The organism is Enterobacter sp. SST3, assembly GCF_000286655.1.
Classification (GTDB): domain Bacteria; phylum Pseudomonadota; class Gammaproteobacteria; order Enterobacterales; family Enterobacteriaceae; genus Enterobacter; species Enterobacter roggenkampii.
In genome coordinates, this window is record NZ_ALNS01000013.1 from 73048 (window position 1) to 86583 (window position 13536).

Consider the following 13536-nt stretch of genomic DNA (forward strand, 5'->3'; position numbering starts at 1 on the left):
ACTGTTTTCTGTTTTAAAAAAGTGTGAGCAATTTAACGCTTATTATTTGGACTGAATCACCCGCGCAATATCAGCCGACGTCTGTAAAGTACGAATCTCCTGAAATAATTCCAGCGCTTCCTCGTACTCTTTGCGTAAATAACTCAGCCACTGCTTAATACGCGCGACGTGATACAAACCGGTGTCGCCCTGCTTTTCCAGACGGCTGTATTTTTGCAGCAGCGTGACGACATCTGCCCAGGGCATACGCGGTTCGTTATATTTCACCACCCGGCTGAGGTTGGGCACATTCAGCGCGCCGCGGCCGATCATGACCGCATCGCAGCCGGTGGCCTGCAGACAGGCCTGCGCGCTCTCGTAATCCCATATTTCGCCGTTGGCGATCACCGGAATGGAGAGGCGTTTGCGGATCTCACCGATCGCCTGCCAGTTTATGCGATCGGCTTTGTAGCCATCTTCTTTAGTGCGGCCATGCACCACCAGCTCGGTGGCCCCGGCCTGCTGCACCGCATCGGCGATCTCGAACTGTCGGGCATCGCTGTCCCATCCCAGCCGCACCTTTACCGTCACCGGCAAATGCGCGGGCACGGCCTCGCGCATGGCTTTCGCGCCGCGGTAAATCAGCTCAGGATCTTTCAGCAACGTCGCCCCGCCGCCGCTGCCGTTCACCAGCTTCGACGGACAGCCGCAGTTGAGATCTACCCCGTAAGAGCCCAGCTCAACCGCGCGGGCGGCGTTTTCCGCCAGCCATTCCGGGTACTGGCCGAGCAGCTGAATCCGCACCAGCGTGCCGGAAGAGGTTCGGCTCTGGTTGTGCAGCTCGGGGCAAAGCCGGAAGAAGGATTTTACCGGCAACAGCATATCCACCACGCGCAAAAACTCCGTCACGCAGAGATCGTAGTCGTTCACCTCGGTCAGAAGCTCGCGCACAAGGGAGTCGAGCACGCCTTCCATTGGGGCCAGTAAAACACGCATAGCAGTACCTGTGAAAAAAGACGCGCTATAGTAGCCGCTCTCTATTTCGCTGGGAAGCGCTTCTGTTCAGGCAGAAAGTCACCCGGCGTTGCCCCAACAATGGCGCGAAACGCCGCCGCAAATGCCGCCGGGCCGGAAAACCCCAGCATCCAGGCCACCTGCTTAACCGGGTATCCGTTGGCGAGAAGATCCAGCGAGGCACAAATCCTTGCGCGCTGTCGCCAGGCCCGGAAACTAAAGCCGGTATCGTTGATAAACGCACGTGAAAATGTGCGTTCTGACATCGCGGCCCGTTCCGCCAGCCTTTCCAGAGAGAGATCCCAGAGATTGTTGGCAATGATGTCACAGGCCACGCGATGTAAGCGCTCATCCACGGGCATCGGCAGCTCGGCTGAAATCTGCTGCGTCTCGCTGAGGATGTCGAGCAGCAAAACGGCCATGCTGCGCTGGCTTGCCGGCCGGTATTCCGCGCTGAACAGCCCGGCAATCAGCTCTTTGAACAACGCTGTGGCCATAATCACGTGAACCTCGTCTTTCCGCTTAAAAGGTTCGCATTGCGAAATCAGTGCCGGGCTAAACCAGACCGCGCGAAGCTCCGTTGCGGATAACACGCTGTAGGTATGCTCCTGAAAGGGAGGGATCCACAGCGCGCGCTGCGGCGGTATGACCCAGCGTTTGCTGCCGGTTTCGACCAGCATGACTCCTTTGATGGCAAACAAAAGTTGTCCCTGCGAATGCTGGTGAGGCGGATCGACTTCGCCGCGCGTATAGCGAATTGCCCCTCTTGACCATCCGATGGCATCGTCGTGAATTGGCGTTTTATCGATAACGGTTGGCATTTCACATTCTCCCCTTCCTCTTATGATGCTGCTTGTACACGTAACCGGAGAGAGACGCAATGCACATCCATTTTATTATTCATGAACATTTCGAGGCGCCAGGCGCCTATGAAATCTGGGGGAAAAGTCGCGGCTGCAGTCTGAGCTACACCAGAGTGTATCAGGGCGAACCGTTACCTGAGGAACTGGGGCACACAGACCTGCTAATCATCATGGGAGGCCCGCAGTCCCCCGCCACCACGCGTGAGGAATGCCCCTGGTTTGATGCGCAGGCGGAAAAGGCACTCATCAGTCGCGCGATAGAGGCAGGTAAAACGGTGATAGGCGTTTGTCTGGGCTCACAGCTTATCGGCGAAGCGCTGGGCGCCGCGTTTTGCCACAGCCCGGAAAAAGAGATCGGCAAATTTCCCGTCAGGCTCACAGATGCAGGCAAGGCGAACCCGCTGTTTGAGGGCTTTGGCAGCGTGCTGAACGTCGGTCACTGGCATAACGACATGCCTGGGTTGACGCCGCAGGCTAAGGTTCTGGCTTACAGCGAGGGCTGTCCCCGCCAGATCGTGCAGTACAGCGAACGGGTTTACGGTTTCCAGTGCCATATGGAGCTAACGCCGGAGGTGGTAGAGTTGCTGATTGAGCATTCGCAGAATGACCTCCGCCGCGCGGGTGAATTCCGTTTTGTCGAAACGGCGGAAAAACTCCGCTCGCATGATTATCGCGAAATGAACCAGGTGCTGTTTTCTTTTCTCGATAAACTGACCGCCTGACGCTGATGCCTTCTCTGGCGCGTTACTTCGCCAGCGCAATCCCTTTCCTCTAAACTGTAGCCTGCACCAGTAAGGTGATACCGGACGTTCCATTCCGGAATGTCTGGTATGCTCAAAATTCATGATGTGATCCGTGGCACATTTTAAGGTTTAATTGTATGATGAATGCGTTTCAGCAAGGACTATCACCATGAGCAAATCATTGAACATTATCTGGCAATATCTGCGCGCATTCGTCCTGATTTACGCCTGCCTGTATGCCGGGATTTTCATCGCGTCGCTGCTGCCCATCACCATTCCCGGCAGCATTATCGGCATGCTGATCCTCTTCGTGCTGCTGGCGCTGCAAATCCTGCCTGCAAAGTGGGTCAACCCCGGCTGCTTCGTCCTCATTCGCTATATGGCGCTGCTTTTCGTGCCTATCGGCGTCGGGGTGATGCAGTATTTTGATTTGCTCAAAGCCCAGTTCGGCCCGATCGTTGTTTCCTGCGCGGTGAGTACGCTGATGGTTTTCCTGGTGGTGAGCTGGAGTTCACATCTGGTGCATGGCGAACGTAACGTGATTGGGGAGAAAACAAAAAAATGATGGACAATATCTGGTGGTCCCTGCCGCTGACCCTGGCAGTGTTCTTCGCCGCACGTAAGCTTGCCGCGCGTTTCAAAATGCCCTTGCTGAACCCCCTGCTGGTGGCGATGGTGGTGATTATCCCGTTCCTGCTGCTCACCGGCATTCCTTACGAACGCTACTTTGCCGGCAGCAAAATCTTAAACGACCTGCTGCAACCCGCCGTCGTGGCGCTGGCGTTTCCTTTATATGAGCAGCTGCACCAGATCCGCGCCCGCTGGAAATCCATCATTACCATCTGTTTTGTGGGCAGCCTGGTGGCAATGATCACCGGCACGTCGGTGGCGCTGCTGATGGGTGCTTCCCCACAGATTGCGGCGTCAATCCTGCCTAAATCGGTGACCACGCCTATCGCGATGGCGGTTGGGGGCAGCCTCGGCGGCATTCCGGCCATCAGCGCGATGTGCGTCATTTTCGTCGGTATTCTCGGCGCGGTGTTTGGCCACACCCTGCTGAACGCGATGCGTATTCATACTAAAGCGGCACGGGGGCTTTCGATGGGCACCGCCTCGCACGCGCTGGGCACTGCCCGCTGCGCGGAGCTGGATTATCAGGAAGGGGCGTTTAGCTCCCTGGCGCTGGTGATCTGCGGGATTATTACCTCCCTGCTGGCCCCGTTCATTTTCCCGCTGATTCTGGCAGTGATGGGCTAAAATTTGCGATGCGTCGCGCAAATTTCATTTTGATTTCATAAGTTGCATACATAATGAGAAGTGGATCACATATAAAGCCCTGACGGCTCCGTAAACTACCGATCCATTAACCTTTATGAGGCAAACGCCATGCACCCACGTTTTCAAGCTGCTTTCGCCCAGCTTGCAGAGAATTTGCAGTCAGCCCTTGCTCCCGTTCTGGCAGATGCGCACTTCCCCGCCCTGCTGACCCCGGAGCAGGTCACGATGCTGAAACAGGCAACGGGACTGGACGAAGACGCGCTGGCTTTCGCACTGCTTCCTCTGGCTGCCGCCTGCGCGCGGGCCGATCTCTCCCACTTCAACGTCGGGGCCATTGCGCGCGGCGTCAGCGGCACCTGGTACTTCGGCGGCAACATGGAGTTCCTGGGCGCAACCATGCAGCAAACCGTTCACGCCGAGCAGAGCGCCATCAGCCACGCCTGGCTGCGCGGTGAAAAAGCGCTGAGCGCCATTACCGTGAACTACACCCCCTGCGGCCACTGCCGTCAGTTTATGAACGAGCTGAACAGCGGGCTGCAGCTGCGCATCAACCTGCCGGGTCGCGCGCCGCACACGCTGGCGGATTACCTGCCTGACGCGTTTGGCCCGAAAGATCTGGAGATCAAAACCCTGCTGATGGACGAGCAGGACCACGGTTTCGCCCTGTCCGGCGATGACCTGAGCCAGGCGGCGATTGCCGCCGCCAACAAGAGCCACACGCCGTACAGCACGTCCCCGAGCGGCGTGGCGCTGCAGTGCCGCGATGGCCGAATTTTCACCGGCAGCTATGCGGAAAACGCCGCGTTTAACCCAACGCTGCCGCCGCTGCAGGGCGCACTCAACCTGCTGAGCCTGAACGGCTATGATTATCCTGACATTCAGCGCGCCATTCTGGCTGAAATTGCCGATGCGCCGCTGATTCAGTGGGATGCCACTGCCGCAACGCTTAAAGCGCTGGGCTGTACGACGATTGACCGCGTGCTGCTGGCGTAACCCTTCCGGCGGGCAGAAATGCCCGCCAGTTTGCTGAAAAACCCCTCAGTTGAGTCGCTGTTTCTTGCGCTAACCAGGCGGGTAAAGTAGCCTGAGTTAAATTTCACCTTCGGTACGAGCCATCTGCATGTTAAAGCGCGTTTTTTACAGCCTGTCTGTCCTGGTCGGCATACTGCTGTTGATCGTGCTCGGCCTCGACCGCTGGATGAGCTGGAAAACCGCCCCCTACATCTTTGATGACCTGCAGGACCTGCCCTATCGTCAGGTTGGCGTGGTGCTCGGCACCGCCAAGTATTACCGCACCGGCGTCATCAACCAGTATTACCGTTACCGCATCCAGGGCGCGCTGAACGCCTACAACAGCGGCAAGGTGAACTACCTGCTGCTGAGCGGCGATAACGCGCTGCAAAGCTACAATGAACCGGTGACGATGCGTAAGGACCTGATTGCCGCGGGCGTGGATCCTGCCGATATCGTGCTCGACTACGCCGGGTTCCGCACCCTGGACTCCATCGTGCGCACGCGCAAGGTCTTCGACACCAACGACTTCATCATCATCACCCAGCGCTTCCACTGCGAGCGTGCGCTGTTTATTGCCCTGCATATGGGTATTCAGGCGCAGTGCTATGCGGTGCCGTCGCCAAAAGATATGCTGAGCGTGCGCGTCCGCGAGTTCGGCGCCCGCTTTGGTGCCCTGGCCGATCTGTATATCTTTAAACGCGAACCACGCTTTTTAGGCCCGCTGGTGCCGATTCCGGCGATGCACGAAGTGCCGGAAGACGCGCAGGGTTATCCGGCCGTCACGCCCGAGCAGCTGCTCGATATGCAGAAAAAGGAGAAATAGCGGGACCGCCTTTATACTTTCTTTACGGCCGGCCTGATGCTTTTTATCTCCCCTTTACGTCTGCTCTTTTAAGCTGAGTTCACTGCCGCTACGGCTTCATTGAAGAATGACTATGAACTCGATAATGAATGCGTTTTTCCTCAAAAGTCTCCGCCCGTACTTTAACTTTCCCGGTTTATCACTCCCTGGCGCACTTACTTCTGGCCTCTGGCTGGATGAAAAAATTGACGCCCTGCAGCACAACGTTGCCGTGGAAGTGGCCGATTACCTGGAACGTTACCCGCAGACGAAACATGTTGACGTTTACCTGAACGATATCAACGGCATGATGCGCGGCAAGCGCCTCTCGGTAGAGAGCATGCTGAGCCTGGAAAAAGGCTGTTATTTTCCGCTTTCCGTCTACTCAATGGACCAGAAGGGAAACATCGCCGCCCCGCTTTATGATGAACCCGACCGGCTGTGCGTCCCGGTCGCCGGCTCTTTGCGTCCCTGTCCGCAGGATCCGGAGCACACCGCGCAGATCCTGCTGACGATGAAAGACAGCGACGGTAATCCCTGCCCGCTTGAGCCGCGCGCGATACTGCAGAACGTCGTGGCCCGCTTCCACCAGCACGGCCTTTTCCCGGTCATTGCCCCGGAAATTGAGTTTTACCTGACGGGACAGGGCGAACGCGATCCGCAAAATCAGGGCTGTTTTCATATGGATACCTCGTCGGCGCATGCGGCGCTGTTTGACGAGCTGGAACAGCTGGCGCACCTGCAGCGCATCCCGCTGTCAGGGGTCGTAGCGGAAGCCGAGTCCGGACAGTACGAATTAAACCTGAAGCACAGCCAGCGCGTCGTTGAGGTCTGTGATAACGTGCTGGCCCTGCGCCGCCTGACCCGCTATGTCGCTGAAAAGCACGGTCTTCAGGCCAACTTTATGGCTAAGCCGTTCAGCCAGCTCTCCGGCAGCGGTTTGCACATCCATTTCAGCCTGAACGATAGCCGTGGCGAAAACGTTTTTGCCTCGCCGGTGAACGCGCTGAGCAGCATGATGCGTTTGTGCATCGCGGGCCAGCTGGCGCTGATGCCCGCCTCCGTCGCCATTCTTGCGCCGGGGGTCAACGCGTTTCGTCGCCTGCGTAAAAACCTGACGGAACCCGTCTTTAACTCCTGGGGCTATAACACCCGCTCCGCCGCCTTGCGTATTCCCTGTTCGGATGAGAGCAACCGTCGTATCGAGTACCGGCTGGCCGGGGCCGATGCGAATCCGTATCTGGTGGCGGCCACTATCCTGACTGGCATGCTGTACGGGCTGGAACATATCGACGAGGGGGATCTCCCTGAGCCGCAGCATGACCAACCCGAACTACCGCTGTTCCAGCAGGAGGCGATTGAGGCCTTTGCCCGCTGTCAGTATCTCACCGACAGCCTGGGCGACGCCTTTTCCGAACAGTGGGTCGCCTGCAAGCTTTCTGAACTCGACTGGTTTGAGCGGATTGTGACGCAGGAGGAGTCCCATCTGGCATAGGGCATAAAAAAGCCCGCTCGGTGAGCGGGCCGGGTATGGCGAGAAACGATTACTTCTTACGGGCGTACTTCAGTGAATCCAGCGCAACCGCGAAGATAATGATGGCGCCCTTGATGATGTACTGCCAGTACGGGTTCACGCCGATGTAGGTCAACCCGTAGTTGATGACGGTGAAGATGATCACACCGGTCACCACGCCGAGTACGGTACCCACGCCGCCGCTGAAGGAGACGCCGCCCACCACGCAGGCTGCGATCGCATCCAGCTCGTACATGAAGCCAAGGTTGTTCGTTGCAGAGCCGATGCGGCCCGCTTCCAGCATCCCGCCGAAGGCGTAGAACACCCCGGACAGGGCATAGATGATGAGCAGGTTCAGGGCAACGTTTACGCCGGAGACTTTCGCCGCTTCCGGGTTACCGCCGATAGCGAAGATGTTTTTGCCAAAGCGCGTTTTGTTCCACAGGATCCAGACAAAGGCGACCGCAATCAGCGCATAGAAGGTGATATACGACAGGCGGAAGCTGCCCAGCGCGATAAACCCTTGCGTAAAGGTCGAGAAGCCGCTGTCAAAGCCCGAGATGGGCGAAGCACCGACGAAGTCGTAGTACAGGGAGTTGATACCGTAAACGATGATCATCGTGCCCAGGGTGGTGATGAATGGCGTCACGTTCAGGTAGGCGATGATAATACCGTTGATCAGACCAATCACCGCACCGATGGCGCAGACAATCAGGATCACCACGAAAATCGGCATGGTGGCCATTTCCGGGAAGACCTTGTTGGCGTTTTCCATCGACTGCAGCAGGGTTGCCGCGATAACCGCCGCCAGACCTACCTGGCGACCGGCAGAAAGGTCCGTCCCCTGGGTCACGATCAGGCCCGCCACGCCCAGCGCAATGATAATACGCACGGAGGACTGGGTCAGAATGTTACTCAGGTTCAGCAGGCTTAAGAACGTAGGGTCCTGGAAAATGATGATTGCCAGCAAGACTAAAAGAACAACGTAAATACCGCCTTCTTTCAGGTAAGTGAGAAAACTTTTTTTATTTAACGCACTCATGAGGAGCCCCTGATCTTAAAGGTGCAAAGACGCAAGACGCAAAATTTCGTTTTGCGTTGTCGTTTTGGTGTCAACAATACCGGCGACGAGACCATTGCTCATAACCAGAATACGGTCTGTGATCCCTAACAGTTCCGGCATTTCGGAAGAAATGATAATGATCCCTTTATTCTTTTTCGCCAGCTCGGCAATCAGCTGATAAATTTCAAACTTCGCGCCGACGTCAATACCGCGGGTCGGCTCATCCAGCATCAGGATTTCGGGCTGCGTTAATAACCAACGGCCAATAATCACTTTCTGCTGGTTACCGCCTGACAGCGAACCAATCTGGGTGCGGTGGCCTGGCGTTTTCACGCGCATGGAGTCAATCACCCACTGGGTATCGCTTTTCATGCGGGAATTATCCAGCAGCCCGACTTTGTTTTTGTAATTGCGAATGTTAGAAATTAACGAGTTAAAGTTAATATCCAGATAAGCATAAATACCGGTCGAACGACGCTCTTCCGTCACCAGCGCAAAACCATTATTAATGGCTTCGTTGGCGTTGTGGTTATTGATTTTCTTACCGTGCAGCGTAATGGTGCCTTCGGCTTTCTCACGAATGCCAAACAGGGTTTCCACGATATCGGTACGCTTTGCCCCCACCAGGCCAGCAATCCCCAGGATTTCACCCTTGTGCAGGTCGAAGGAGACATCGCGGATAGACGGCTGACGTAACGAAGTCAGATTGCGCACTTCCAGGATCACTTCGCCCGGCTTGTTCTCTTTATCCGGGAAGCGCTGGTTCAGGGAACGGCCGACCATCATGGCGATGATCTTGTCCATGTCCAGCCCTTCCAGCGGCTGCGTGGCGATCCACTGGCCGTCGCGCAGGATGGTGATCTCATCGCACAGCTGGAAGATCTCTTCCATTTTGTGGGAGATGTACACAATGCCGCAGCCGCGATCTTTCAGCTTACGAATAATGGTAAAAAGGTGGTTAACCTCTTTTTCCGTTAATGAGGATGTCGGTTCGTCCATGATGACAATTTTCGCATCATAGGAGAACGCTTTGGCAATTTCGATCATCTGCATCTGGGAGACGGATAATGTTCCCACGCGGGCGCGCGGATCGATATCAATATCCAGCTCGTCGAAAATCGCCTTGGTGTCGCGATACATTTTGTCCTGATCGACAAAAACACCTTTGGTGGGATAACGCCCCAACCACATGTTATCCATAACTGAACGCTGCAGCACCAGGTTTAATTCCTGGTGAACCATCGAGATACCGTTTTCCAGTGCTTCTTTCGCTGAATGGAAATCGATCTCTTTCCCCTGAAAAAGAATGCTGCCAGAATCTTTTTGATAGATCCCAAAAAGACATTTTAATAATGTTGATTTACCCGCACCGTTCTCCCCCATTAAGGCATGAATAGAGTGAGGACGCACTTTTAAATTAACATTATCGAGTGCCTTAACGCCGGGAAATGACTTGTTGATACCGCTCATTTCCAACAGGTATTCACCGGATGACTGAGTTGTTGTGCTGACCATAATTATACCTTGTTGGCCTCGCATATCGCGTTATAAAAGGGCGCAACTCGTTGCGCCCAGTGAAGACAAGTTAACTCTTTTATTTACCGATAAACTCAGCCAGGTTGGACTGGTCTACGCCCACGTAAGGTACGCGAACGATTTTGTTGTCAATTTTCCAGTTGGTGCCATCTGCTGCACCTTTGCCATCGGCCAGGTTTTTCGCCAGGTCGAAGGTGGCTTTCGCCTGGTTGTTGGCATCGTTCAGCACGGTACCGGCCATCGCACCGGATTTAACCAGCGCCAGCGCTTCTGGCAGCGCATCTACGCCGAATACCGGGATAGAGGATTTGTTGTGTGCTTTCAGCGCTTCTACCGCACCCATTGCCATCGCATCGTTGTTGGCGATAACCACTTCGATTTTGTTGGCGTTAGGGCCGGACAGCCACGCGTCCATCTTATCTTTCGCCTGAGCGGTATCCCACATCGCGGTATCTAACGCCAGCTGCTGGGTTTTCAGGCCCTTGTCGTTCAGCTCTTTGATAACGTAGGTGGTACGCGCTTCAGCATCCGGGTGGCCAGGTTCGCCTTTCAGCAGCACGAACTGAATCTGACCGTCTTTGTTCAGGTCCCAGTTCGGGTTCGCCGCCCAGTGTTTCGCGATCAGATCGCCCTGAATAATACCGGACTCTTTGGAGTCGGTACCGACGTAATACGCTTTGTCGTAGCTATCCAGCGCCTTACGGGAAGGTTCTTTGTTGAAGAAGACGATCGGCACGTTCTGGCCGCGCGCTTTTTCAATAACCGTGCCTGCTGCAGCCGGGTCAACCAGGTTGATGGCCAGGGCTTTCACGCCTTTCGCCAGCAGAACGTCGATCTGGTCGTTCTGTTTGGACTGGTCATTCTGGGAGTCGTTCATCAGCAGCTGAACGTCTGGCGCTGCTTTCGCATCTTTCTCAATCGCTTTACGCACAACAGACATGAAGTTGTCGTCGTATTTATAGATGGTCACACCAATACGGGTATCCGCAGCGTGCGCTGCTGCACCAAAAAGCATGCTTGCCATTACAGCAGACAGGGTCAACACCTTCTTATTCATGGTATCTCCGGTTTTTTTTATGCAGGGTAGTTCTTGTGAATAACGAGCGGCGGGCAGATGTTAATAAAACGTTACTGACAGCCGAGGTTCACTTATAAAATTTCTCTCTTCCGTGTTCGGTAACGCTCCAGAAATGCGTTTTATTCGTTGTTTGCGGCACATTGGCTATAGTGAAAGTGAATAATCACTGTTACATAGCGTTTCAGCCCCTAAAACGCTGACATCATAGTCAGCGCCTTGTTAAGATACTGTGAATTTACTCACAGATTGAAAACGGTTACATCACCACATGTAATCAGTTAGTGATCGGAACCACAATTTGCCGGGCCGCGACGGAGTGGCGACGCACTAAAGTCGGCATGAAACAGTGTGTTGCCCCCGGATCCAGCATGCCTGCGGCCCCCTGTAACGCCAGCTCAGTCGCCAGTTTCGCCATAGAGGCAATCGGGTAGCGCACGGTTGTCAGCTGCGGGTCGGTGTAACGGGCAATCGGAATATCATCGAAACCAATGAGTGACAAATGCTGTGGCACCGCAATGCCGTTATCCTTCAGCGCCGTCAGGGCGCCTGCCGCCATGCTGTCGTTATAGGCAAACACCGCAGACAGCTGCAGATTGCGGCCCAGCAGCTCCACCATCGCCGCTTCACCGCCCTGCATGTCCGGCGTGCCGGTCCCCACCCAGCTCTCGGATGGCGTAATGCCGTGCTCTTTCAGGGCGTTTTGCCACCCCTCGCGCCGCAGTTCGTCATCTTCAATCGCGTGGCTGGAGGCCAGATAACCGATCCGCTGATGCCCGTTATTGATGAGCATTTTCGTGGCCATCATGGCGCCGCTGACGTTATCCAGCCCGACGCAGCGGTGGGCATAGCCGGGGACGATGCGGTTGATCAGCACCATGCCCGGGATCTGCTCCATCAATCCGGTTAGCTCTTCATCGCTTAAGGCTTTTGAGTGAACAATCAAGGCGTTACAGCGCTGGCGGATCAGCACTTCAATGGCATGGCGTTCTTTTTCCGCCTCATGATAGCTATTGCCGATCAGGACATATTTCTCATGTTGCTGGGCGACCATATCGACCGCTTTCACGAGTGCGCCGAAAAAGGCATCCGAGACATCCATCACCACCACGCCGATGGTGTCGCTGACCTGCGTCGCAAGCGCCTGGGCATTGGCATTTGGCCGGTACCCGAGCTGGGTCACGGCTTTCATTACGGTTTCTCGGGTTTCAGGGCTGACCAGCGCGCTATTGTTCAGCACGCGTGAGACGGTAGCCACAGAAACGCCCGCCTGACGGGCGACGTCACGAATGGTGATCATATTCACCATCCTTCAAAGGATTGCAGCAACTCACAGACACCCCCTGTGTTTAGCAAGGTGGCTATTTTGGCAGCGAGAGAAAGGGGACTACGTGAAGAAGCTCACAGTCATGAAAACGCTTACATCCGTTTTGTTAATGATTGTGATCCAGATCGTTATCTGGATGTATTTTTCAATGATATCCCTGAAGCACGTGCGGTTAACTGACGCCATACCCACTCCAGCGGTCCCTGGCGGAAATAGCGTAGCCAGAGAACAGAAAACGCCAGGTTTACCGCCCAGACCGGAATAACAAACGCCAGCAGCGTAAGGCGGTCGAATTTCATAAACAGGCCAAAGCGATAGAAAAGCGTGGTGCAGATTAGCGTTTGCAGGAGGTAATTGCTTAACGCCATGCGTCCCACGCAGGCGATAGCGCTGACCATCCACAGACGAGAAAGCGAGGGCCAGAAGCCGTAGATCAGCGCCGCGTAGCCGATGGTCTGGAACGGCGCGCTCAGTTCACGCGGCACCTGGAGCAGGAACGCGCACCAGCGGTAATCCCAGTGAATATGCCACTGCGCCATCACCGCCGGGAGGTTAATCAGCACGCCGAGCAGCACCAGACCGGCGCCTGTGCGACGATAGTGACGCAGGCTGAATTCCCCTTTCAGCCAGCCGGTGCGCATCAGTGACGCGCCCATCAGCATCATGCCCGCCAGCTGCCAGCCGTATTGCGCGCCCAGCGCGAGGAGGTTATCCCCCAGCATATCCGCGCGGTTGCTTATCGCTTCCGTACCGCCCTTCAGCTTCCAGAACTGTTCGTACTGCAGGTTAGCGGCATCCGGGATCCAGGCACGATTCGTCGTCTCCCCGGAGATCATCCCCAGCAGCAGCAGTACCCCAAGCCCCATGACATAGAGCATCACGCCGGTGTTGAACAGGCTTTTAACGCTGTGCGCATCGCGAATGAGGCGCCAGCAGATGAGCCCGACTAACCCATACGCGAGAAGAATATCGCCGTCCCAGAAGAACAGGCCATGGATAAAACCGAGGATAACCAGCAGCGTCAGGCGCGACTGGATCCAGCGCGTACCACGTTTGAGGAGAAGCTGCAGGCCTGCGCCAAACAGCAGGGCGAAGAGCGTAAGGAATTTGACCTGCGCAAAGAGATCGAGGATTGCCCAGGTACAGGCATCACTGCGGGTGATGTCGCCATACCACGCGGGATTGAGATACGCCGCCTTCGGCAAACCGAAGGCGGTGATATTAAGCAGCAGGATACCGAGAATGGCGACGCCGCGAACAAAATCGAGCGTGACGTTTCGCTCCATGGTC

Annotated in this window: 13 protein-coding genes; 6 read left to right on the forward strand and 7 right to left on the reverse strand. The window is 55.7% G+C overall.

What is annotated here, in order from left to right:
* Nucleotides 1-42 precede the first annotated feature (42 nt).
* Both dusC and B498_RS13330 read right to left on the reverse strand, forming a co-directional pair.
* Nucleotides 43-975, reverse strand: coding sequence for a tRNA dihydrouridine(16) synthase DusC (dusC, locus tag B498_RS13335; protein WP_008500912.1), 933 nt, complete (start codon nt 973-975; stop codon nt 43-45).
* A 41-nt stretch (nt 976-1016) separates the two neighbouring features.
* Entirely contained in the window at nt 1017-1814 is a 798-nt protein-coding gene (locus tag B498_RS13330; protein ID WP_008500913.1) for an AraC family transcriptional regulator, read from the reverse strand.
* 59 nt (nt 1815-1873) lie between these two features.
* Here B498_RS13330 and B498_RS13325 point away from each other — a divergent pair, with 59 nt between their 5' ends.
* The 6 genes from B498_RS13325 (at nt 1874) to B498_RS13300 (ending at nt 7227) form a co-directional block, all read left to right on the forward strand.
* Nucleotides 1874-2578, forward strand: a complete 705-nt coding sequence (locus B498_RS13325) for a type 1 glutamine amidotransferase (protein WP_008500914.1) — start codon at nt 1874-1876, stop codon at nt 2576-2578.
* A 190-nt stretch (nt 2579-2768) separates the two neighbouring features.
* Nucleotides 2769-3164: a CidA/LrgA family protein gene (locus tag B498_RS13320; RefSeq protein ID WP_008500915.1), complete on the forward strand. Its 396-nt coding sequence runs from the start codon at nt 2769-2771 to the stop codon at nt 3162-3164.
* Nucleotides 3161-3856 carry a CidB/LrgB family autolysis modulator gene (locus tag B498_RS13315; RefSeq protein WP_008500916.1) on the forward strand — a complete coding sequence of 232 codons (696 nt, stop codon included), beginning with the start codon at nt 3161-3163 and terminating at the stop codon, nt 3854-3856. Before B498_RS13320 ends, B498_RS13315 begins: the two co-directional genes overlap by 4 nt.
* A gap of 129 nt (nt 3857-3985) precedes the next feature.
* A complete protein-coding gene (cdd, locus tag B498_RS13310) occupies nt 3986-4870 on the forward strand; it encodes a cytidine deaminase (RefSeq protein WP_008500917.1) in 885 nt (294 codons plus the stop codon).
* A 127-nt stretch (nt 4871-4997) separates the two neighbouring features.
* Nucleotides 4998-5714 carry an outer membrane permeability protein SanA gene (sanA, locus tag B498_RS13305; RefSeq protein ID WP_008500918.1) on the forward strand — a complete coding sequence of 239 codons (717 nt, stop codon included), beginning with the start codon at nt 4998-5000 and terminating at the stop codon, nt 5712-5714.
* A gap of 124 nt (nt 5715-5838) precedes the next feature.
* Entirely contained in the window at nt 5839-7227 is a 1389-nt protein-coding gene (locus tag B498_RS13300) for a glutamine synthetase family protein (protein ID WP_008500920.1), read from the forward strand.
* 49 nt (nt 7228-7276) lie between these two features.
* Here B498_RS13300 and mglC read toward each other — a convergent pair whose 3' ends face one another.
* From mglC to yeiB, 5 genes are all read right to left on the reverse strand, one after another.
* Nucleotides 7277-8287 (reverse strand): galactose/methyl galactoside ABC transporter permease MglC, encoded by a 1011-nt coding sequence (mglC, locus tag B498_RS13295; protein WP_008500921.1) that lies wholly within the window; start codon nt 8285-8287, stop codon nt 7277-7279.
* Nucleotides 8288-8302: 15 nt separating this feature from the next.
* Entirely contained in the window at nt 8303-9823 is a 1521-nt protein-coding gene (mglA, locus tag B498_RS13290) for a galactose/methyl galactoside ABC transporter ATP-binding protein MglA (protein WP_008500922.1), read from the reverse strand.
* 79 nt (nt 9824-9902) lie between these two features.
* Nucleotides 9903-10901, reverse strand: coding sequence for a galactose/glucose ABC transporter substrate-binding protein MglB (gene mglB, locus B498_RS13285; protein ID WP_008500923.1), 999 nt, complete (start codon nt 10899-10901; stop codon nt 9903-9905).
* A gap of 295 nt (nt 10902-11196) precedes the next feature.
* Nucleotides 11197-12219 (reverse strand): HTH-type transcriptional regulator GalS, encoded by a 1023-nt coding sequence (gene galS / locus B498_RS13280; protein ID WP_008500924.1) that lies wholly within the window; start codon nt 12217-12219, stop codon nt 11197-11199.
* Nucleotides 12220-12374: 155 nt separating this feature from the next.
* On the reverse strand, nt 12375-13532 hold the full coding sequence (gene yeiB / locus B498_RS13275) for a DUF418 domain-containing protein YeiB (RefSeq protein ID WP_008500926.1): 1158 nt from the start codon (nt 13530-13532) through the stop codon (nt 12375-12377).
* Between the last annotated feature and the right edge of the window lie 4 nt (nt 13533-13536).

What these genes read in the sequence shown, in the direction of transcription:
- sanA (WP_008500918.1), top strand. Translation starts at nt 4,998, where the DNA reads ATGTTAAAGCGCGTTTTTTACAGCCTGTCTGTCCTGGTCGGCATACTG.
- B498_RS13320 (WP_008500915.1), top strand. Translation starts at nt 2,769, where the DNA reads ATGAGCAAATCATTGAACATTATCTGGCAATATCTGCGCGCATTCGTC.
- mglC (WP_008500921.1), bottom strand. Translation starts at nt 8,287, where the DNA reads ATGAGTGCGTTAAATAAAAAAAGTTTTCTCACTTACCTGAAAGAAGGC.
- cdd (WP_008500917.1), top strand. Translation starts at nt 3,986, where the DNA reads ATGCACCCACGTTTTCAAGCTGCTTTCGCCCAGCTTGCAGAGAATTTG.
- B498_RS13300 (WP_008500920.1), top strand. Translation starts at nt 5,839, where the DNA reads ATGAATGCGTTTTTCCTCAAAAGTCTCCGCCCGTACTTTAACTTTCCC.
- mglA (WP_008500922.1), bottom strand. Translation starts at nt 9,823, where the DNA reads ATGGTCAGCACAACAACTCAGTCATCCGGTGAATACCTGTTGGAAATG.
- yeiB (WP_008500926.1), bottom strand. Translation starts at nt 13,532, where the DNA reads ATGGAGCGAAACGTCACGCTCGATTTTGTTCGCGGCGTCGCCATTCTC.
- galS (WP_008500924.1), bottom strand. Translation starts at nt 12,219, where the DNA reads ATGATCACCATTCGTGACGTCGCCCGTCAGGCGGGCGTTTCTGTGGCT.
- B498_RS13325 (WP_008500914.1), top strand. Translation starts at nt 1,874, where the DNA reads ATGCACATCCATTTTATTATTCATGAACATTTCGAGGCGCCAGGCGCC.
- B498_RS13315 (WP_008500916.1), top strand. Translation starts at nt 3,161, where the DNA reads ATGATGGACAATATCTGGTGGTCCCTGCCGCTGACCCTGGCAGTGTTC.
- mglB (WP_008500923.1), bottom strand. Translation starts at nt 10,901, where the DNA reads ATGAATAAGAAGGTGTTGACCCTGTCTGCTGTAATGGCAAGCATGCTT.
- B498_RS13330 (WP_008500913.1), bottom strand. Translation starts at nt 1,814, where the DNA reads ATGCCAACCGTTATCGATAAAACGCCAATTCACGACGATGCCATCGGA.
- dusC (WP_008500912.1), bottom strand. Translation starts at nt 975, where the DNA reads ATGCGTGTTTTACTGGCCCCAATGGAAGGCGTGCTCGACTCCCTTGTG.